The 21,619-nt window shown below is 72.6% G+C and carries 14 protein-coding genes; 8 read left to right on the forward strand and 6 right to left on the reverse strand.

What is annotated here, in order from left to right; genetic code table 11:
- Positions 1–81 precede the first annotated feature (81 nt).
- Positions 82–1,572 (forward strand): alpha/beta hydrolase, encoded by a 1,491-nt coding sequence (locus IE325_RS04630; RefSeq protein WP_190068339.1) that lies wholly within the window; start codon positions 82–84, stop codon positions 1,570–1,572.
- Positions 1,573–1,608: 36 nt separating this feature from the next.
- On the opposite strand, the gene IE325_RS04635 is transcribed toward IE325_RS04630, so the two are convergent.
- The 3 genes from IE325_RS04635 to IE325_RS46625 are packed head-to-tail and all read right to left on the reverse strand — an operon-like array spanning position 1,609 to position 3,106.
- Positions 1,609–2,352, reverse strand: a complete 744-nt coding sequence (locus tag IE325_RS04635) for a pentapeptide repeat-containing protein (protein WP_190068340.1) — start codon at positions 2,350–2,352, stop codon at positions 1,609–1,611.
- On the reverse strand, positions 2,349–2,693 hold the full coding sequence (locus tag IE325_RS46620; RefSeq protein ID WP_190068341.1) for a DUF6313 family protein: 345 nt from the start codon (positions 2,691–2,693) through the stop codon (positions 2,349–2,351). Before IE325_RS46620 ends, IE325_RS04635 begins: the two co-directional genes overlap by 4 nt.
- Positions 2,690–3,106: a DUF6313 family protein gene (locus IE325_RS46625; protein WP_190068342.1), complete on the reverse strand. Its 417-nt coding sequence runs from the start codon at positions 3,104–3,106 to the stop codon at positions 2,690–2,692. Before IE325_RS46625 ends, IE325_RS46620 begins: the two co-directional genes overlap by 4 nt.
- 681 nt (positions 3,107–3,787) lie before the next feature.
- Between IE325_RS46625 and IE325_RS04650 the strand changes: the two genes are divergently transcribed.
- Positions 3,788–5,842, forward strand: coding sequence for a SpoIIE family protein phosphatase (locus IE325_RS04650; protein ID WP_190068522.1), 2,055 nt, complete (start codon positions 3,788–3,790; stop codon positions 5,840–5,842).
- 12 nt (positions 5,843–5,854) lie between these two features.
- On the opposite strand, the gene IE325_RS04655 is transcribed toward IE325_RS04650, so the two are convergent.
- Positions 5,855–8,590, reverse strand: coding sequence for a SpoIIE family protein phosphatase (locus tag IE325_RS04655; RefSeq protein ID WP_350895959.1), 2,736 nt, complete (start codon positions 8,588–8,590; stop codon positions 5,855–5,857).
- A 116-nt stretch (positions 8,591–8,706) separates the two neighbouring features.
- Here IE325_RS04655 and IE325_RS04660 point away from each other — a divergent pair, with 116 nt between their 5' ends.
- The 3 genes from IE325_RS04660 to IE325_RS04670 all read left to right on the forward strand — a co-directional run bounded on the left by IE325_RS04660 (position 8,707) and on the right by IE325_RS04670 (position 11,419).
- Positions 8,707–9,723: an alpha/beta hydrolase family protein gene (locus IE325_RS04660; RefSeq protein ID WP_190068344.1), complete on the forward strand. Its 1,017-nt coding sequence runs from the start codon at positions 8,707–8,709 to the stop codon at positions 9,721–9,723.
- Positions 9,724–9,749: 26 nt separating this feature from the next.
- Positions 9,750–10,571, forward strand: a complete 822-nt coding sequence (locus IE325_RS04665; protein WP_190068345.1) for an alpha/beta fold hydrolase — start codon at positions 9,750–9,752, stop codon at positions 10,569–10,571.
- Positions 10,572–10,675: 104 nt separating this feature from the next.
- Entirely contained in the window at positions 10,676–11,419 is a 744-nt protein-coding gene (locus IE325_RS04670; RefSeq protein WP_190068346.1) for a DUF4142 domain-containing protein, read from the forward strand.
- Positions 11,420–11,449: 30 nt separating this feature from the next.
- On the opposite strand, the gene IE325_RS04675 is transcribed toward IE325_RS04670, so the two are convergent.
- Entirely contained in the window at positions 11,450–12,031 is a 582-nt protein-coding gene (locus IE325_RS04675; protein ID WP_190068347.1) for an Rv1733c family protein, read from the reverse strand.
- Between the two features lie 192 nt (positions 12,032–12,223).
- On the opposite strand from IE325_RS04675, the gene IE325_RS04680 reads away from it, so the two are divergent.
- Complete coding sequence (locus IE325_RS04680; protein WP_229911643.1) at positions 12,224–15,295, forward strand: beta-N-acetylglucosaminidase domain-containing protein; 3,072 nt, start codon at positions 12,224–12,226, stop codon at positions 15,293–15,295.
- Here the strand turns inward: IE325_RS04680 and IE325_RS04685 are convergent, their stop codons facing one another.
- On the reverse strand, positions 15,296–16,060 hold the full coding sequence (locus IE325_RS04685) for a sugar isomerase domain-containing protein (RefSeq protein ID WP_190068349.1): 765 nt from the start codon (positions 16,058–16,060) through the stop codon (positions 15,296–15,298).
- Positions 16,061–16,185: 125 nt separating this feature from the next.
- Between IE325_RS04685 and IE325_RS04690 the strand changes: the two genes are divergently transcribed.
- The gene (locus IE325_RS04690; RefSeq protein WP_190068350.1) at positions 16,186–17,067 is read left to right on the forward strand and encodes a MurR/RpiR family transcriptional regulator; all 882 of its coding nucleotides are present in this window, start codon (positions 16,186–16,188) and stop codon (positions 17,065–17,067) included.
- A gap of 107 nt (positions 17,068–17,174) precedes the next feature.
- Positions 17,175–21,392 carry a glycoside hydrolase family 38 N-terminal domain-containing protein gene (locus IE325_RS04695; RefSeq protein WP_190068351.1) on the forward strand — a complete coding sequence of 1,406 codons (4,218 nt, stop codon included), beginning with the start codon at positions 17,175–17,177 and terminating at the stop codon, positions 21,390–21,392.
- Positions 21,393–21,619: the final 227 nt, after the last annotated feature.

Genomic DNA, 21,619 nt, shown 5'->3' on the forward strand with positions numbered 1-21,619 from the left:
GACGCGCACACGTTATCGATAATCATTTTCATTTGCCACCCCGTTCTTACCTCGCATCCGAGACTCGGAGGAACCTCGTCCATGCACATGCCCCCACGCATCGCCGCCGCCGCGGCAGCCGTGCTGTGCGCGCTCGTCACCACCACGGCCGCCCCGCTCCCTGCCCGAGCCGCGACCGCCCTCGCCTTCGGCCCCTGCCCGGACTCCGTACCGACCCCGCCCGCACCGGACCGCGTGGAGTGCGGCCACCTCACCGTCCCCCTCGACCACCACGACCCCTCGGGCCCGCGCATCGACATGGCCGTCTCCCGCGTCCCCGCCTCCGGCACCCCCGCCGAGCGACGCGGCATCCTCCTGGTCAACCCGGGCGGACCGGGCGGCTCCGGGCTGCCCTACGCGGTGACCAAGCGCGCCAAACTCCCCGCGAGCGTGCGGCGCGCGTACGACGTCATCGGCTTCGACCCACGCGGCGTCGGCCGCAGCGCACCGGTGGACTGCGGCGCGATGGGCGGCCTGTTCACCGCTCCGGGCAGGGACCCGGTGCCGGTGGGCCCGCGCGCCGAGCGGGCGTATCTGGCCGCGCAGCGGCACATGGCCGACGACTGCGCGCGAGGCGCGGGCACACGGACCCTGCCGTACCTGTCCACCGAGCAGACGGCGCACGACATGGACGCGATCCGCGCCGCGCTGGGCGAGCCCCGCACCAGCTTCCTCGGTGTGTCGTACGGCAGTTACCTGGGCGCGGCCTACGCGGCGCGCTTCCCTCACCGGGTGGGCCGCATGGTGCTGGACAGTGTGGTCGGGCCCTGGGACTGGTACGACTTCGATGTCGTCCAGAGCCGGGCGATGCTGCGCGCCCGGGACACGTTCTTCGCCTGGACCGCCGCGCACCCGGACCGTTTCGGTCTGGGCGGTGACGCGGATGCCGTACGGGGCTCGTATCTGCGGGTGCGCCGGCAGCTCGCCGCCCGCCCGGTCGACGGCTTCGGCGCGGCGGAGTTCGACCGGGCCGTCTATCGCGCCCTCGGCCGCACCGAACGCTGGTCGGGCCTGGCCGACGGACTGCGCACACAGCTGACGGACGGGCGCGTGGACGGTCTGCGCCCGACCGCCGCATTCGACGGCCCGGAGTCCCGCAACTACGAGGCCGCCAACCGGATCGTGAAGTGCGCGGACGGTCCGGGGCCGACGCCGGGCGAGATCGTGGCGGACCTGCGCGGCCTACGGCGCCTGGGCCCGCAGCCGGTGCTGACCGGCCTGGAGGCGACGGCCTGCGCGTACTGGCATCACCGGCCCGACCGCCGTACGCCACTGGGCGGTCCGGCCGCGCCGCCGGTCCTGCTGGTGGCCTCGGCGCATGATCCGGTCACGCCGATCCAGGGGGCGTACGCGATGCGGGATCTGCTCCCCGGGTCACGTCTGGTGACGCTGGACGACGACTACTCGCACGGGGTGTTCGCCAGCCGGGGCAACGCCTGCGTGGACGGGGCGGTGGGGGCCTATCTGGTCGACGGGACGATTCCGGAGGCCGATGTGCGGTGTGGGGGGCCGGGGTTGCCGGCGGTGTCCTGAGGCGCGCTCAGTGACACTTGCACACCGCGGCGAAACTTACACACCGCGGCGGCCAGGCGTACCGAGGGCGGGGTCCGGCCTGTTGGGCGTGGCGGGAGGCGGTGCTCCCGGTTCGGGGTCGGTGCCGGTGGTGCGGTCCCGGCCGTCGTCGCCGCCCACGCGGTAGCTGCCGGGGGCCAGCCTGACCGATCCGGCCAGGAGTTCCTGGCCGAGGCCGGGTTGGGAGCGCGGCCAGCGGGTGCCGGTCGACCACTTGACCCCGTCGAGCACCTCGACGCTCAGGTCCTCGGCGACCGTCTCCAGATCGGCGTCCGTGAGATCGCAGTCATGCAGATCGGCATGGGCCAGCCGGGCCCGGCGCAGCCACGCCCCGGTCAGGTCGGCCCGCCGCAGGCCCGCTTCACGCAGGTCGGCGTCGGTCAGGTCCGCGCCGGTGAGGTCGGCGCCGGTCAGCGTCGCGGAGTTCAGCCGGGCGCCCCGCAGACAGGAGAACCCGAGCTCGGCCTCGGTGAGATCGGCCCCGGTGAGGTCGGCGTCGTTCAGGTCGACCTGGTAGAGGTTGGCGCGCGCGAGGTCGGCGCCGGGGAGGGAGATCCGTTCCCCCGGCTCACGGGGCGCTCGCAATGCCTCCGCCAGCCGGGCCGTCTCGCCCTCGGGCATGGCTTCGTCGCCGCGCCGGGCGACGGACTCCGCGGTGTCGGAGCGGGCCTCTTCCGAGCTGTCCGGTGCGGCCAGGTAGAGAAGTTCGCGCAGGATCTGCTCCGTCGTCCTCTTCGTCATGATGGCTCCGTCCCGGGCCGTCGTGGAGCGGGTGGACTCGGAGGCGGGCTCAGGGATGAGCGCGGGGGCGGCACGATCGCGCACATCGGGCAGCGGGTGTCGGACGCGGAGAGCAGCAGCGGCAGACCGAAGTTCTGCGCCGCCTGCTCGGCGGTGCGCAGTGCGTCGCGTCGCTTGAGTCCTTCCATCTCCCTGCCCCGCAGCAGTCGGTTGACGATCAGTTGCCAGTGGTCCTCGGCCGTCTCCCAGTCTCCGTCATGCCACTTGGCGGCGAAATGCTGGACGAACTCCGCGGCCGTACCGCCGCATTCATGGATCTCGGACAGGGAACGCACGCTCATCCCCCGTCCGGGCCCGCGGAGGCGGTGGAGCGTCGCCTGAGCTCTTCGAGGATCTCGGTGAGCTCCCGGGTGCGGTGTGCCTGGATCTGGGCGGTGACGCCGTAGCCGACCGCGCCTCCCACCAGGGCGGGGATCGCGGCCCAGCCGGCGATCGACAGCAGCCATGCGGGCAGCCGGGGGCTGACGTCTCCCGGTGAGTCGATGCCGACGAGGACGTTGTACGCGCCGGTCCAGCCGATCAGTGCACCGTTGAGCACATAGAGCCCGAGGAAGACCACCAGCAGGGGCAGGGCACGCAGCAGGAGCCACCGGTGCAGCCGGGACAGCGCGTCCCGTGACCTCCACCAGCGCGAGACCCGGCGGCGCAGGCCGGGAGGCGGCGGGGGTTGGATTCCGGGCGTCCCTGAGGTCACGGTCCCGACGGTAGCCGATGCCGTGGCGCGGATCGCCGGATCACCGGATCTCCAGGGGTTCTCCGCACCAAGTCGCTTTCTGTACATGGCCATTGGAAGGACGGTGATCGTCTGGACAGATCGCCCCGGCCGCCGGAGGATGACGCTGACACCCATGGCCACCGGCACGGAGAGGCGATGCCGCCGGATTCCAGACTTCTCGCCCCAGCCGCCCGTCGCATCGCCCGCGCCGAGAGCGTGGATCAGGTCGCCCGGGAGCTCTGCCTGACGACGGTTCCCGAGGCGGCCGACGCAGTCGTCGTCTATGCCGGCGGTCGGGGGCGTACGTCCGCCCCGCTCCGACTGCGGCTCGTGGGGTGCGGCTTCCGGCGGGCCCGTACGGCCTGGCCGGCGCGGGTGACCGCCCCCGCCCTCGCGGACCTGGTGCGGAGTGCGGCCCCTTCGATGTCTCCGTACATGCGGCGGGTCGCCGAGGCCCTCATCGACGATCCGGCCGGCGCCATGGCCCTCTCGCTCACCGACTTCGCCGAGCGCACCGGCACCGGTGCCGGGGAAGTCGAAAAGACCGTCCGTGCCCTCGGATACGCCGACTACACGCAGCTGCGCGCCGCCCTGACGAATCCTCGGTCGACCGGCGACACGGAATGGCACGACGGAGCGCCACGGGGACTGGGCGCCGCGATGGGCGGCGCGGCGCGGACGGCGGCCGAGGTGGCACCCGCCGGCGCCCTCGCCGAAGTGCTGGACCGGGGTGACGCCCTGAGAAGGGGTTTCGGCAACCCTGAACTCGACAGCGCGCTGGACGAGTTGCTGGGGCGGGCGCCCCGCCTCCCGAAGGGGGATCGCGTGGTGCTCGCGCCCCTGGTCGCCGCCCAGGGCGTGAACGGCGTGGCCGTGTTCCTCCGCCGCCCGGACCGACCGGCGTTCGAGTCGGACGACGTGCAGTTCGTCGGCCAGCTCTCGGCCCACGCGGCGCTCGGCGTGGCCGCGGCTCCACAGCCGGCGCCACCGGGCAGGCCGGTGCCCACCCCTGCCCCGACGGCCGCCCGGCCCACCGAGATGCGACGCCACGGCGACCGGCTGCGCTTCGTCGGCGCCGGTACCCGCCGTATCGCCCGCGCCATCGACCTGGACGGGATCGTGATGGGGCTGTGCCGGGCCGGCGTGCCGACCTTCTCCGACACGATCCACGTCTATCTGCGCGACCCGCTGCCGGTCGGCGACGAACGCCCCACAGGGCCCGTCGTACTGCGCCTGCGCCGCAGCGACCGCCTCCCGGAGGAGTACGACACGGAGGTCACGCCGCCACAGCCGGACCTCACCGCACTGTGCGAGGTACGGCCCGGCGGCGCCCTCGCCGAGGTCCTGCGCGGCGTACGCCCCGTCTTCGCCGACGCCCCCGCAGCCCGCGCCGCCCTGCCCGAACTCCTCGGCGACGACGGCCAGTCGATCATCCCCGACGGGCAACGAGCCATCCTCGCCCCACTCCGGGGCCGCCGCCGCGTCATCGGCGCCGCCGTCTTCCTGCGCCGCCCGGAGCGCCTCGCCTTCGAACCCGACGACCTCCTCGTCGCCGCCCAACTCGCCACCCACAGCGCACTCGGCATCGACAAGGCGGTGCTGTACGGCCGCGAGGCCTACATCGCCGACGAACTCCAGCGCGCCATGCTTCCGGAGACCCTCCCCCGCATCCCCGGCGTGCACCTGGCCTCCCGCTACCTCCCCGCCGCCGAGACGGCCCGCGTCGGCGGCGACTGGTACGACGCCATCCCCCTCCCCGGCAGCCGCGTCGCACTCGTCGTCGGCGACGTCATGGGCCACTCCATGACCTCCGCCGCGATCATGGGCCAGCTACGCACCACCGCCCAGACCCTCGCCAGCCTCGACCTGCCCCCGCAGGAAGTCCTGCACCACCTCGACGAACAGGCCCGACGTCTGGGCTCCGACCGCATGGCGACGTGTTTGTACGCCGTCTACGACCCGGTCTCCCACCGCATCACCATCGCCAACGCCGGCCACCCGCCACCCGTCCTGCTCCACCTCGGCGGCCGGGCCGAAGTCCTCCACGTCCCCCCGGGCGCACCGATCGGCGTCGGCGGTATCGACTTCGAGGCCGTGGAGCTGGACGCGCCGACGGGGGCCACCCTCGTCCTCTACACCGACGGCCTGGTCGAGTCCCGCCTGCGCGACGTCTGGACCGGCATAGAGCAGCTCCGCGAGAAGCTCGCCGCCACCGCCCAGCTCACCGGCCCCGACCACCCGCCGCCGCTGGAAGCCCTCTGCGACGAGGTCCTCGACATGCTCGGCCCCGGTGACCGCGACGACGACATCGCCCTGCTCGCCGCCCGCTTCGACGGCATCGCACCCAGCGACGTCGCGTACTGGTTCCTGGAGCCCGAGGACGCGGCACCGAGGTGCGCCCGGCGCCTCGCCCGGCGCACCCTGGCCCGCTGGGGCCTGGAGGAACTCACCGACTCCGTCGAGCTGCTGGTCAGCGAGGTCGTCACCAACGCGGTGCGGTACACGTCGCGGCCGGTGACATTGCGGCTGCTGCGGACCGACGTACTGCGCTGCGAGGTCGGCGACGACGTGCCCCAGCTCCCCCGCCTGCGCCAGGCCCGCGCCACCGACGAAGGCGGGCGCGGGCTGTACCTCGTCAACCGCCTCGCCCGACGCTGGGGAGCCACCCGGCTCAGCACCGGCAAGGTCGTCTGGTTCGAGCTGAACCGACCCTGATCCAACCCCCCCTCACGGCAGCGGCTGTTCCGTCCAGATGATCTTGCCGTGGGGTGTGTAGCGCGTGCCCCAGCGTTCGGTGAGCTGGGCGACCAGGAACAGGCCCCGGCCGCCCTCGTCGGTGCTCCGGGCGCGGCGCAGTCGGGGTGAGGTGCCGCTGCCGTCGGAGACCTCGCAGATCAGGGCGCGGTCGCGGAGCAGACGTAGCTGGACCGGGCCGGTGGCGTGGCGGATGGCGTTGGTGACCAGTTCGCTGGCGATCAACTCGGTGGTGAAGGCCAGGTCTTCGAGGCCCCAGGCGGCGAGCCGGTCGGTGACCGCGACGCGGGCGCGGGAGACCATCGCCGGGTCGCTGGGCAGCTCCCACTGGGCGACGCGGTCTGCGTCCAGGGTGTGGGTGCGGGCGACGAGCAGCGCCACGTCGTCGCTGGGGCGGGCCGGGAGGAGGGCGTCGAGGACGGCCTCGCAGGTCTCCTCGGGCGGGCGGTCGGCACCGGCGAGGACCGCGCGCAGCTGCTCAAGGCCGGCGTCGATGTCGCGGTGCCGGTCCTCGACCAGGCCGTCGGTGTAGAGCACCAGTTGGCTGCCCTCGGCCAGCTCCAGCTCGACCGTCTCGAAGGGCATGCCGCCGAGCCCGAGGGGCGGGCAGGAGGGCAGGTCGACGAAGTCGACGGTGCCGTCGGGGGCGACGACCGCGGGGAGGGGGTGCCCGGCGCGGGTGAGGGTGCAGCGCCGGGACACCGGATCGTAGACGGCGTAGAGGCAGGTGGCTCCGACGATGCCGGAGTCGGGGCTGCTCTCCGCCGCCCAGCCCTCGCCCCGGTCGAGGCGGCCGACCAGGTCGTCGAGGTGGGTGAGGAGGTCGTCGGGCGACAGGTCAAGGGAGCAGAAGTTGTGGACGGCGGTGCGCAGCCGTCCCATCGTGGCGGCGGCGTGCAGGCCGTGCCCGACGACATCGCCGACGACGAGTGCGACGCGGGCGCCGGACAGCGGGATGACGTCGAACCAGTCGCCGCCGACGCCGGCCTGGGCGGGCAGATAGCGGTAGGCGACCTCGACGGCGCTCTGCTCGGGGCGGCCTCTGGGCAGCAGGCTGCGCTGGAGGGCGAGCGCCGTATTGTGCTCGCGGGTGAAGCGGCGGGCGTTGTCGATGCAGATGGCGGCGCGGCCGACGACTTCCTGGGCGAGGGAGAGGTCGTCGTCCTCGAAGGCGGCGGGTTGCAAGGAGCGGTAGAAGCTGACCACGCCGAGGGTCGTGCCCCGGGCCCGCAGCGGCACGGTGATCAGGGAGTGGATGCCCGCCGCGAGCACCCGTTCCAGCCGCGCCGGGTCCTGTGCGATCCACCCGGCCGCCTCCGTCAGGACGGGTTCCATGACGGACTGCCTGGTCTCCAGGGAGCGTGCCTGCGGTGTGGAGGGGACGTACTCGACGGGGTCGCCGACGTCGTACAGATTGTGGGGTTGTCTGCGTACGGCCCGGATGGCGACCCGGCGCAGCGTGGTACGGCCGCCGAGCGCCTCCGGTTCCTCGCCGCGCAGCACGGAGTCGGGCAGGTCGACGGCGACGAAGTCGGCGAACCGGGGGACGGTCACCTCGGCGAGTTCCTCGGCGGTGCGGGTGACGTCCAGGGTGGTGCCGATCCGTACGCTCGCGTCGTGCAGCAGCTCCAGGCGGCGCCGGGCGAGGACGGCGAGCCGGCCGACACCGGGCTCGCCGACGAGGAGCAGCCAGCCGTCGGTGGGGGGTGCGGCCGAGCCCTGGACCACCGAAGCGACCGGACGGCCTGCTACCGCCGGCTTCCCCGCGCCCGCGAGCTCGACGTGGCGCAGCCGTGGCCCTCCGATCACCCGTGCCTCGACGGCGACCCCGGTCTCCCCCGCGGCGCCCCTGACCTGGCGGCGCAGCAGGGTGGCCGTCCGGCCGCTGGGCAGGGTGATCTCGTCGAGGGTGCGGTGGGGTGCGGCGATGAGTTCCTCGGCCTTCTCGCGCAGTAGGGCCATGTCGATCCGGCCGAGGTCGCCGCCGATGCGGTCGGGCCGTAGGTCGTCGGGCTGTTTCGGCCAGCTCCGCGCGGGGCCGTCGGCCCGCCGGTACGCGGCGAGGAGGGCGCGTTCGCGCCGGGTGGCCTGTTCCAGGAGCGCGGCCTCGATGTCGCGGGCGGCCTCGCGGACCATCCGCACCATGACGGGGTCGCCCTGGTCGCGCAGACAGGTGAGGTCGAGGATGGCCTCGATGCGTCCGCTGAGCGGGTCCCGGACCGGTGCGCCCGCGCAGGCGAAGGGCTGGAGGCAGTCGGCGAAGTGCTCCCGGCCCGCGATGTACACGGGGCCGCGTTGGGCGAGGGCGGTGCCGACGCCGTTGGTGCCGACGACGGGCTCGGAGGCGTCGAAGCCGGGGGCGAACTGCACCTCGTCGAGGCGCTCTCGGAGCTGTGGGTCACCGCCGATGCGCTCGACCATGCGGCCCTGTCCGTCGCAGAGCGCGATCGTCATGCTCACGGCGTCGAGTGATCTGGTCAGATTCCGCAGGACGGGGTGGGCGGCGCGCAGGAAGCGGTCGTCGAGGGCCACGTCCTCGGTGTAGGGGACCAGCAGCCGGTGCGGTTCGAGGCCGACGGAGCGGCAGCGCTTCCAGGAGTCGAGCACCGGGCCACGCACGTCGGACTCGACCAGTGAGCCGGCGAGGAATCGTTCGTGGGCATCGACGAGACCGCCGATGTCGTCCCAGGCGACGGACAAGCGGACCACTTCCCTCAGGCGCTCTCACCCTAGCCCTCCTGTGATGCACATCACAATGACGGTGCTGCGGGCACCAGTCCCGAAGCACAGAGCCGATCGCGCCGATTCGCGGAATACTCGACACCATGCGGTCACCGCGAGGCCTCGCCCGTCTCGCCGCCGGGCTGACGCTGGTGGTCACCGTGGCCTGCACCAGCGCCGGCACCGACGACGACGTCACGGCGCCCACACCCACCCCGTCCGCCCCGTCCCCGCCCTCGCCCTCCCGCGCCGCCGACCCGGTCTCCCTCCCCGCCCTGATGGCACGCGAGCACCACGGCTCCGGCCTCCGGCTCGGTGCCGTACGGCTGCGGACCGACGCCTACACGCAGTACGCCGTCACCTATCGCTCCAACGGGCTGACCATCTCGGGGATCATGAACGTCCCCCGGGGTGAGGGGCCGTTCCCCGCGCTGGTCCTCGCGCACGGATATATCGATCCGGACGTGTACACCACCGGGCAGGGCATGCCCCGCGAGCAGGACCGTCTCGCCCGCAACGGCTATGTCGTCCTGCACACCGACTACCGCAACCACGCGACCTCCGACGACGACCCGGACAACGACGTCAATCTGCGGCTCGGCTACACCGAGGACGTCATCAACGCCGTGCACGCGCTGCGTTCCGCCGCCCGGCCGGACGTGGACGACGGGCGGATCGGGCTCCTTGGACGCTCGATGGGCGGTGGGGTGGTGTACAACACGCTGGTGGTGGCGCCGGGGCTGGTGGACGCCGCGGTCGTCTTCGCGCCGGTCAGCGCCCGGCCGGAGGAGAACATCGACCACTTCCAGCGGCCCGAGGGCGACCCGGTCGTCGACGAGATCGAGGCGGCGCACGGCACGCCCGAGGAGAACCCGGAGTTCTGGCGCCAGGTCTCGCCGCTCACCCATGTCGACCGGGTCACCGAGCCCCTGCTGATCCACCACGGCACCGCCGACGACACCTGCCCCATTGCCTGGACGAGGACGACCGTCGCCGCGTTCGAGGCGGCGGGCAAGGACGTGGAGCTGCGGACGTACCGCGGTGAGGGGCACACCTTCGGGCCGCGGTGGCCGGACTCGATGGACACCACCATGGCGTTCTTCGCCCGCCATCTGCGCTGAACGACCGGATCAACGGGAGGACGGGCATGCCACAGGCCGCGGTGAACGGCGTCGGGCTCTACTACGAGGTGGCGGGCGACGGCGTTCCGCTGGTCCTGGTCCATGGGTCGTGGGGCGACCACTACAACTGGGTGCCGGTCCTTCCGGCCCTCACCCGGGAGCACCGGGTGCTGGTCTACGACCGTCGTGGGCACAGTCGGAGCGAGCGCCCGCCGGGGCAGGGGTCGCGGCGCGAGGACGAGGACGATCTGGCGGCGCTGATGGAGGTGCTGGGCCTCGCCCCCGCGTTCGTGGCGGGCAACTCCTTCGGCGCGTCGACCGCGCTGGGCCTGGCGGGCCGGCGTCCGGAGCTGTTCCGCGGCATCGTCGCGCACGAGCCGCCGCTGATGGGCATCGTGGCCGACGACCCCGGGTCGCGGCCGTCTACGACCGAGGCCGGGCGGCGCATGGCCCGTGTCGTGGAGCGGGTGCGGGCGGGTGAAACGGCGGCGGGGGCACGGCAGTTCGTGGACGAGGTCGCGTTCGGGCCCGGGGAGTGGGAGCGGATGCCGGACCGGGTGCGGGAGACGTTCCATGTCAACGCGCCCACGTTCGCGGACGAGCAGGGCGACCCGGGGTGGGCCGAACTCGACCTGGGGCGGCTGGCCGGATACACGGGGCCGGCGCTGCTCACGAAGGGCAGCGAGAGCCCGTCGTGGTTCGCCCCGATCGTCGGCCGGCTCTCCGACGCGCTCCCGCAGGCGGCGACGTACACCTTCGAAGGTGCCGGTCATGTCCCGCACGTCACACACCCGGAGGAGTATGTGCGGCAGGTCACCGCCCTCACCGCGGCGGCGCCTGAGGTGTGAGGGACGACGCACAGCGGGCGGCAAGTTTTTTCCCGCGGCGATGATTGTTTCGCGGGTGGCATCCGTACCTGTGGGGGTACCGGCCGTTCACGTCAGGAGTCACGATGCCCATCTCGCGCCGCATGGTAGGCACCGTTTTCGTGGGAGGTGCCCTCGTCCTCACCCTCTCCGCTCTCGCCTACCCCGCCATGCTGGGCGTGGAGACCACCTCTGCCAACCAGGACCGCGTCATCGCCAACACCCGGTACGGGCCGCTCACCGAGGCCGACCGCGACTTCGTCGTCAAGGTGCGCGCGGCGGGTCTGTGGGAGCACCCGCTGGGCCTGCTGGCGATGCAGAAGGGCACGACCGCGGCCATGAAGGAGGCCGGCGAGCACCTGGTCGTGGGACATGGCCGGCTGGACGCGGCCTGCCGCAAGATCGCGCCCGAGCTCGGTATCACCCTGCCCAACCAGGCGAGTCCGCAGCAGCAGCAGTTCGTGGCGACCGTGAACTCCAAGACGGGCAAGGAGTTCGACGCCACCGGTGTCGCGATCATGCGTGTGACACACGGTCAGATCTTCCCGGTGATCGCGAAGATCCGGGCCAGCACGCAGAACACGCTGGTCCGTCAGCTGGCCGACCAGGCGAACGACACGGTGCTGGACCACATCACGGTCCTGGAGAAGACCGGTCTGGTGAACTTCGACGCGAACAACTTCCAGCAGACCACGCCGCCGAAGCTCCCCAAGGACCAGACCACCCCGCCCCCGCCGCAGCCGGGCACTCCGGTCCTCACCCTGCAGATCCCGAAGGGCCTGGAGGACCTCAACACGGCATCCCCGGCACCGAGCCCGTCGGCCGGCTGACGCAACGCAAGCTGCCGCTGGACCGCCGTATCACCCGGTCTTCCACCCCCACGGCGTGTCCAGCCGCTCCCACTCCGCGGCCCACTGATCCAGGCGCCGGCGCTCCAGCCCCAGCCGTACCACCCAGGCGGAGCCCAGCACGATGCCCGCGCTGCCGGCTCCGGCCAGGATGCCTCCGGCGACGGAGTGCAGCAGGATCTCGCTCTCGGTCAGCGGCTGCTTGGGCAGGACGCCGCTACGGTCCGTCCACACCTGGACCTTGCCGCCCGCCTTCATGTTCGGCGGCACCCGGGCCTCGTCGGTGCGCACCGAGCCGTTCTGGTCGGTCCAGCGGACGGTGGCCCACACCAGATGGTCGGTGGTCACCCGGGCGGGCCCCGGGTCCTCCGCGTCCTTCACGAGTACGGCCGTGACCCGGTGGCTCTCGGCCCGCTGCTGCTCCGCGGAGCGCACGACGGCCTGCGCGGCCGCCAGGCCACCGAACACCCCGCCGATCAGCGCGAGCAGCCAGCCGCACAGCACGACCCAGGCCTCGATGACGTCACTTCGCCGCCTGAGCGGGTTGCGCCGCCACCGCCACAGCCGCACCTTCGTGCACTCGGACGCAGCCATGCCGACACCCCCTTGAGCACCGACAGCACATATCCAGTGTGCGCCCGATACGGCCATCGCGTGCGGTCGACGCCCCATTGAATGAAGCATTCAGCATCTCTAGCATCTTCTGGTGGATACATTCACCCCTGCCCGTCCCCGGGAGGACTCGTGCTGCCATCCGCTCGCGCAAGACGTCCACGGCGCCCGGTCTTGGCCGTCACCACGGCCCTGCTGCTGACGCTCGGGCTCACCGCACCGGCCGCGGCGGCGGCCGCACCCGAGCCCCGCACCCCGGTTCCGCACGTCTGGCCGAAGCCGAAGAGCCTGCACCCGGGCCAGGGCCGGCTCACCGTCCCGGACCGGGTCGTCGAGGTCGTCGGCCCGCACACAGACCCCTCCGCCCGGCGTCTGGTCGAGTCGGTGCTGCGCGAGGCCGGTGCCGAGCACATCGTGACCGTGCCGGCGGGCGAGCGTCCGCCCGCCTCCCGTCTCACGGTCTACGTCGGCGGCCCCGCCGAGAACACCGCCACCGGCCCGGCGCTGAAGCGGCTGGGCGCCAGGTCCCCGGCAGGTCTGCCCTCCGGCGGCTACGCCCTCGCCTCCGGCCGGTCCCACGGCCGCGCCCTCGTCGCCCTCTCCGGCACCGACCCCACCGGCACCTTCTACGCCGCCCAGACCCTGCGCCAGCTCGTCACCGGTGACCGCCTGCCCGCGCTGACCGTCCGCGACTGGCCCACGGCCGGGCTGCGCGGAGTCATCGAGGGTTTCTACGGCACCCCCTGGTCGCACGCCGAGCGCCTGGCGCAGCTCGACTTCTACGGCCGTACGAAGCAGAACGTCTACGTCTACTCCCCGAAGGACGACGACTACCTCCGCGCCCGCTGGCGCGACCCGTACCCGCCGGCCGACCTGGCCAGGCTCGGGGAACTGGTCGACCGGGCCCGCGCCAACCACGTCCGCTTCACCTACGCCCTCTCCCCCGGACTGTCCGTCTGCTACTCCTCGGACGCCGACATCAAGGCGCTCACCGCCAAGTTCGCCTCGCTGTACGACATCGGGGTGCGCTCCTTCGCGATTCCGCTCGACGACATCAGTTACACCAAGTGGAACTGCCCCGCCGACGAGCGGGAGTTCGGGACGGGCGGGGGCGCGGCGGGCACCGCGCAGGCGCGGCTGCTCAACACGGTGTGGCGGGAGTTCACCGCCGGGCGCACCGGTCTCCAGCCGCTGGAGATGGTGCCGACGGAGTACTCCGACCTCGCCGACTCCCCGTACAAGAAGGCGCTGCGGGAGAAGCTCGATCCGTCCGTGGTGGTGGAGTGGACCGGTGTCGGGGTGATCGCGCCGACGATCACCGCCGAGCAGGTCGAGCGGGCGCGTGCGGTGTACGGCCATCCGATCCTGGTCTGGGACAACTACCCGGTGAACGACTACGTCACCAGCCGTCTCCTGCTCGGCCCCTACACCGGCCGCGAGCCGGGCGTGGCGAGCGCCGCGACCGGGGTGACCGCCAACCCGATGGTCCAGGCCGAGGCGAGCCGGATCGCGCTGTTCACCTCGGCGGCGTATCTGTGGAACCCGGAGTCCTACGACCCCCGGACCGCGTTCCTCGCCTCGGTGCGCGACCTCGCAGGGTCCGGGGACACCACGCACTGGCTGCGGATCTTCGCCGAGAACAGCTACTCCTCCCAGCTGGATCCGACCGAGTCACCGACGCTCTCCGCCCTGATCACCGCCTTCCGCAAGGCCTACGACGACGACAGCGGCCTCGACCGGGCCGCCGCCGCGCTCAAGGCCCACTTCTCCGAGATGGCCGCCACCCCGGCCGAGTTGCGCGCCCGTCTCGACAACCCCGGTTTCCTGAAGGAGACATCGGCCTGGCTGGACAAGCTCGGCCGCTACGGCAGCGCGGGCGGGACGGCGGTGGACCTGCTGCTCGCCGGGAAGCGCGGGGACGCGGAGGCCGTCTCGGCGTACTGGAACCGGCTCAGGGGTGAGCGCAAGGCGCTGGACGCCATCCCCGAGCAGGTGTCCCCGGGGGTGATGGACCAGTTCCTCTACTCGGCGATGCTGGAACACGCCCCCGACCCCGGCGTCGACGCCTCCTTCACTCCCAACTCCCTTGATCTGAAGCCCGGTTCGTCCCGCACCGTGACCCTCGCCCTCTCCGACGAGCGGGCCACCGCCGACCGCACGGTCAGCTGGAGGCTGGATGTACCCGAAGGGATCACGGCCTCCCCGGCCGAGGGCAGCGTGACCGTCCCCGCCGGGGGCAGCGCCTCGGCCACCGTCACCCTGACCGGCGACACACCCGGCGTGCACTCGCTAGTGGTGTCGGGGGACGGCGTCCTCAGCCGCGCCGTCCCGGTCCGGGTCACGGACGGCACCGGTTCGCCCCGCGCGCTGACGGCCAACTTCAGCGGCGCGTCGGTGAGTTCACTCGACCTCGACTCCGGCACGAGCACGGACATCACGGTCGGCGCCAACCCCGGCGAGGTCGTCGTCAGCGCGGACGGGCGCACCGCGTATGCCGCCAACCAGGGCTCGAACACGGTCAGCGTGATCGACGTGGCGCGCGGCACGGTCACCGCCACGGTCGCGGTGGGCCGGGTTCCGGCCGGTCTCGCGCTCACCCCGGACGGGGACACGCTGTGGGTCGCGAACTACACGGACGGCACTGTGCAGCCTGTGGACACCGGCACCTTGAAGGCGGGGACGCCCGTCGCGGTCGGTTCAGGCCCGGAGAACTTGGCGATCACCCCGGACGGCAGGACCCTCTACGTGGCCAACATCCACGACAACACGGTCAGCCCCGTCGACCTGGCCACCGCGAGCGCCGGCCCGGCGATCCCCGTCGGCCCGCGCCCCTTCAACGTCGTCGCCGCGCCGGACGGCAGGACGGTGTACGTGTCCAACTCCGGCGGCTCGACGGTGACTCCGATCGACACGGCGACCCACGACACCGAACCGACGCTCCTGGTAACCGGCCAGGCCTACGGGCTCGGCCTGTCACCGGACGGCCGGACGCTGTGGGTCAGCCCGAGTACGGGGGATTACGTCACGCCGGTCGACACGGTGACGGGGGCGCCCGGCGCCAAGGTCACGGTCGGGCGGTCCGCCTTCGACATCGGTCTGGACTGGAACGGCGGCACGGCGTACGTCACGGCGGCGGACGGCAACGCCCTCGTGCCGATCGACACGGCGTCCGGCGTGACCGGCACACCGCTCAGGACCGGCGCCTATCCGCTGGCCGTCGCGCTGACGCCGCTACCGGTGAAGTGATCAGCTCGCGGTGCGCCGGATGCGTCCGGCGTACCGCTTCTCCAGCTCCAGGTTGCCCTCGAAGCCGCCGGGCACATTGGCCGAGACATACACCGGCGGACGCTCCCCGGCGGCGATGAGCTGGGCGGACGCCTCCGCCACGGCCATCTGGACGAGCAGGACCCCGGTCAGAGTCGACAGCGCACACACCGCACCCCCGCCCGGCAGCTCCAGCAGCGCGTCGCCGCGCGGGGCGGCGTTGTCGAGGACGACGTCCGCGAGGTCGGCGAGCTTCTTGCCGCTCGGGTGCCCGGCGGGGACCGCGCGGGTGTGGGCGAGTGAGGTGAGGGCGAGGAGGCGGTGGCCGTGCTCCTTGGCCTTCAGGGCCATCTCCACGATGACGTTGTTGACGCCGGAGTTGGAGATCACGACGAAGAGGTCCTGGGGGCGGGGTGCGGCCAGGTCGTAGATCCGGGCGGCGACCCCGGCCCGGCGCTCAAGGAGCGGGTCGTCGAGGGCGCTCGGGGCCTCGCCGCCGTACAGGACGAGGTCGGCGATGCTGAGCCGGTTGGTCGGCACGAGTCCGCCGGCCCGGCCCGCGAGTTCGAGGACGATGGCCTGGGAGTGGCCGGTGCCGAAGGCCTGGATCACACCGTCCGCGCGGACGCAGTCGGCGATGAGCGCGGCGGCGCGGGCCACGTCGTCGCGGGCGGACTCGGTCAACCGGTCGAGGACGGCCATGCTTTCGCGCGCGAAGCGCCGGGCGCTCACGGACTCGTCGGACACGCGTCACTCCCCACTGTCACCATCGATGGCTTGAACCACCCTACGCGACTTCATCGATGAATCAACCATTCATATGGTCCTGGTATTCACAAGGTGCGACATACGGTGGCTGATACCTTCTTTCCATGCCCCCGACGGACGTCACCACACTGATCCGCACCGAGCTGCCCCGGCTGGCGGGCTCGCTACGGAAGGTCGGCGAGCTGATCCTGGAGGATCCGGCCGCCGTCACCCACTGCTCGGCCGCCGAGCTGGGCCGCCGCACCGGCACCTCCCAGGCGACGGTGACCCGCTTCTGCCGCGCCATCGGCCTGGACTCCTATCAGCATCTGCTGATCGAGCTGGCCCAGGAGCGCGGTCGCGGCCAGGTCTCCGACTGGGGTACCGCCGAGATCGGCCCGGAGATCTCGCCCGACGACTCGCTGGAGCGGGTCGTGCAGGTGGTGGGCAACACCGATCTGCGTGCGGTGCAGCAGACCATCGACCGCATCGACCTCGACGCCATCGAGCGGGCGGCGCAGGCGGCGGCGCGGGCCCGCCGTATCGATGTGTACGGCGTCGGCGGCAGCGGGGCCGTGGCGCAGGAGACCGAGACCCGGCTGTTCCGGATCGGCTGTGCGGTGCGCGGCTGGACCGAGGTGCACGCGGCCGCCACCTCCGCCGCCCTGCTCACCCCGGCTGACGTGGCCATCGGCATCTCGCACTCCGGGGCCACCCGGGAGACGGTCGAGCCGCTGGAGCTGGCCAAGGAGCGCGGCGCCACGACGGTGGCGATCACCTCCGACCCGCGTTCACCGCTGGCCAGGGCCGCCGACATCCGGCTCGTCTCGACCGCCTCGGAGACCAACTTCCTCACCGGCATCGGCGGCCGGCACTCGGTCCTGGTGCTGATCGACTGCCTCTACGTCCGGGTCGCCCAGCTGTCCTACCAGCGCGCGAGCGCCTCGCTGGCCCTGACCGACCACATCATCCCGCAGCACTCGGTGAAGTCCCGGCGGGCTCGCTGAACCCATCCGGCTCTGCATGGATGAACCACCGAGAATTGGTCCGCATGGTTGTTTGAACCATCCGCCGGTGCCAGGATGGGGCTCCCCCGAGCACTCGTAGGAGCCCCATGCGCTTCCTCTCTGTCGAGTCGACCGAACTTTTCGCCGGTACCGAGGCCGATCCGCACCAGGTGGTGGCCGTCGAGATCGGGCATCTCCCCGGCCGCGGCGTCCTCCTCACCGTCGAGGGTCCGGGCATCCGGGGCACCGGCGAGACCACCACCGCCCAGGACGGCACGGCACGCGCCGAGATAGCCGTGACCACGGACGGCCTCGCCCCCGGCGACCGCCGCCCGATCACGGTCACGGCCGCCGACGGCGACCGACTCGCCCACCACACGGCCGAGTTCACCGCCGCCGAACCCGGCTGGACCATGTTCATGGTCAGCCATTTCCACTACGACCCGGTCTGGTGGAACACCCAGGGCGCCTACACCGAGACCTGGGACGTCGCCGACGACCCCGCCACGACCGGACTGCCGGCCCGCACCTTCGACTCCCGCGGCCAGTCCGGGATGAGCCTGGTGCGGGCCCACTGCGATCTGGCCCGGCGCGACCCGGCGTACACCTTCGTGCTCGCGGAGGTCGACTACCTCAAGCCCTACTGGGACTCCTTCCCGGAGGAACGCGCCTTCCTGCGCCAGCTGATCCGCACCGGCCGCGTCGAGATCATGGGCGGCACCTACAACGAACCGAACACCAACCTCACCGGCGCCGAGGCGACCGTACGCAACGCCCTGTACGGCGACGGCTTCCAGCGCGGCATCATCGGGGCGTCGCCGGAGACGGCCTGGCAGCTGGACGCGTTCGGGCACGACCCCCAGTTCCCCGGGCTGATGGCGGACGCGGGGGTCGGCTCCAGCTCATGGGCGCGCGGCCCCTTCCACCAGTGGGGCCCCACCCTCTCCGTGTTCGGCGAGGAACCGCGGGATCCGCGACGGATGCAGTTCCCGGCGGAGTTCAGCTGGATCGCCCCGTCCGGACGCGGCCTGCTGACGGCCTACATGGTCAACCACTACGGCGCCGGCTGGGCCATCGACAACGCACCGACCCTGCCCGAGGCGGAGGCCGCCGCGCTCAAGCTGTTCAAGGGCCTGAAGCAGGTGGCGCTCACCCGCAACGTCCTGCTCCCCGTCGGCGGTGACTACGCGCCGCCGTGCCGCTGGGTGATGGACATCCACCGGGACTGGAACGCCCGTTACGTCTGGCCGCGTTTCATCAGCGGTGTGCCGAAGGACTTCTTCGCCGCGGTGCGCGCGGAGCTGGACGCGGAGGGCCGCAAGGCATCCCCCCAGACCCGGGACATGAACCCGATCTACACCGGCAAGGACGTCTCCTACATCGACACCAAGCAGGCCCAGCGCCACGGCGAGACACTGCTCGCCGACGCGGAGGCCTGGGCGACGCTCGCCTCGCTGGTCACCGGCCACCCCTATCCGGACGCGGCGCTCGACAAGGCGTGGCGGCAGCTGATCTACGGCGCCCATCATGACGCCATCACCGGCTCGGAGTCGGACCAGGTCTACATCGATCTCCTCACCGGCTGGCGGGAACTCCACGACCTCGCCGGGACCGTCCACGCCGACGCCACCCAGGCCCTCGCCGACCATGTGACGCCGGGCGACGGCCCCGACCTGGTGGTCTTCAACTCCGCGACCTGGGAACGCGGTGACGTCCTGACCGTCGACGACCCGGGGCTGGTGCCCGCCGGACTCCCCGCCGTACGCGAGGACGGCCAACTCCATGTTGTCGTACCGGAGTTGCCCGGCATGGGCCTCAAGGCCCTCCCCCTCGTCGAGGGTTCGGCCCCCGGGTGGGCACCCGGCGAGGGCCTGACCATCCGCAACGAGTTCTACGAGGTGACGGTCGACCCGGCACGCGGCGGCGGCGTCAGCAGCCTGCGCGGGCTCGCCGAGGGCGGCCGGGAGCTGCTGCGCCCCGGCGACATCGGCAACGAACTGCTCGTCCAGGAGGAGTACCCGAGGCACCCGCGCTTCGGCGAGGGCCCCTGGCATCTCACACCGAACGGCACGACCGCCGCCCGCAGCCGGGACGTCACAGCCGACATCGATGTCGAGCACTCCCCCGCAGGCGCCCGGATCACCGTCCGAGCCGACCTCGGCCTCTTCCACTACACCCAACGCCTCACGCTGTGGAAGGGCGTCGACCGCCTCGACCTCACCACCACCCTCGACGGCCATGACGGCGCCGACCGTCTCATCCGGGTCCGCTGGCCCTCCGACGTGCGCGGCGGGCTGCCGGTGCACGAGGTCGCCGACGCGGTGATCGGGCGCGGCTTCGGATTCGTCGAGGTGGACAGCGAGCGGTTCCCGTGGACGCTGGACAACCCGGCCAACACCTGGTTCGGGCTGGGCTCCACCGCGCGGGTCGCGGTCGAGGACGGCGAAGGCCGCCCGCTGGGCGAACGGTCCATCGGTGTCGCCGAGTTGGTGTACGCCTCCTGGGACGACGCCGGTGAACTGGGCACCGCGCTCGCGGCGGCCCTGGTGCGCGTCGGCGTCACGGCGACCTCGACGATCGCCGGGGGCCCGCGCTACGGCGACCTGGAGGTCGACTCCAATCTGCCCGACATCCGGATCGCGGTCGGCGCCCCCGAACGCAACACGCTGGTCGCCGAGGCCCTCGGCCAGGACCCGGCGGCCGGCCGCGAACTGCGCCGCCAGCTCGCCGAGCGGGGCACGGCGGCCGTCTGGGTCGCACCCCGCGCCGCGCTCCGCGAGGAATGGGTGCCCGGCGCCGACCTGCGCGACCTGGAGCGACTCCCGCTGCTGGTGGTCGCGGGCGCCGACGCCGAGGGCGACGCGAAAGCGGTCGACGCGCTGATCGCCGACCTGGACGACGCGGTCGTACGGGCCACGGCGGCGGGCGGCGGGGAGGCGCTGCCGCCCGGGGACGCGTGGGACGGGCGCGGCTTCGCGGTCCTGAACCGAGGCACGCCGGGCTGTGTCGTCACCGCGTCCGGCGACCTCCACATGTCGCTGATGCGCTCCTGCACCGGCTGGCCCTCCGGCATCTGGGTCGACCCGCCCCGCCGCACGGCACCCGACGGATCCGCCTTCCAGCTCCAGCGCTGGTCGCACACCTTCGAGTACGCGGTGGTCGCCGGCGCCGGCGACTGGCGTGACCTGCGCCTGCCACAGGCCGGGCACGCCTTCAACCACCCGCTGACGGCACGGCTGAGGCGGACGGCGGCCGAGAACGCCGTACTGCCCAGGAAGGCCCTGCTGCTGGGCCTCGAACCCGCCGGGGAAGTACTGCTCGACGCGGTCAAGGCGGCCGGGTCACCGCTCGCGCGGGGGAGTGTGGCGGCGGCCGATCCCGGGCGTGGGGTCGCCATACGGGTCCATGAGGTGAACGGGCGGCCGGTGACGGCGCGGGTGAGCGGGCCGCGAGAGTGGACGGAGGGTGCGCGGGCGGACGTGCTGGAGAGGCGGGGGGAGGCGCTGACGCCCGACGAACGGGGGTCGCTTCAGCTGGAGTTGACCGGCTTCGAGGTCGCCACCGTCCTGGCCGACACCGAAGCGGAACACACCTCCCCCGACCCCGGCATCGCCGCCCACGAACCCGCCCAGCCCATCCCCACCCGCTACTGGCTCCACAACTCCGGCCCCGCCCCACGCGGCAACATGCCGGTCGCCGTCTACCTCGCCCCGACCACCCTCACCGTCACCGACACCCCGGTCACGGCCACGGTCCGAGTCAGCTCCGAGCTGACCGACGCGCCGGTGTCGGGCACGGTACGTCTACAGGCCCCGCCCGACTGGACCGTCGAACCGGCCGAACTGCCCTACGCGCTGGGCCCCGGCGGCTTCACGGTCGCCGAGGTCACGGTGACTCCGGCGCCGGACGCCGAGCCGGGACGGCACTGGCTCGCCGCCCGGCTGACGTACGGCGGGCAGACGTACGAGGACGCCGTGGCGCTGGATGTGGGAGACGGGCATCGCGGGCCGACTCTCGTGACGGAGCTGGGAGTTGAGCGGGTCAGTGTCCGGCGCGGTGAGCGGGCCCGGGTGCCGGTGGCCCTGACCAACCGGACCCGGGGCCCGATCAGCGGCTCGCTGTGGGCCGTGTCGTCGTGGGGGACCTGGCCGGGCGTGACGCCGGGCTGCCAGGGCTTCACCGTGGCCGGCGGGGAGCGGCTGGAGTGCGCGATCGACGTGGACGGCGGGGCGGTGGCGCCGGGGTCGTACTGGCTGATGGCGAAGGTGGGCTGGCGTGGGTGTGTGGCGTATACGGCGGCGGTGGAGCTGGAGGTGGCGCCGTGACGGGGGAATACGCGGCGCGTGTAGACGGCGAGGAGGTCCCCAAGGAGCGAGTGGCCGCCTTCCTGGCCAACGGTCGGACGACGCCGCTTGCTTTTAGGGGCGCGGGGAACTGCGCGACAAGCCACAACGAACCCGCAGCCGACCGACAACGACGCCGTTGGGCAACCCAAATCGTCCTCATAGACGAGTTCGCCCGCAGAACCTGCACAGAACGCGGACTCCCCGCC

The sequence above is a fragment of the Streptomyces lanatus genome (assembly GCF_014655715.1).
GTDB lineage: Bacteria > Actinomycetota > Actinomycetes > Streptomycetales > Streptomycetaceae > Streptomyces > Streptomyces lanatus.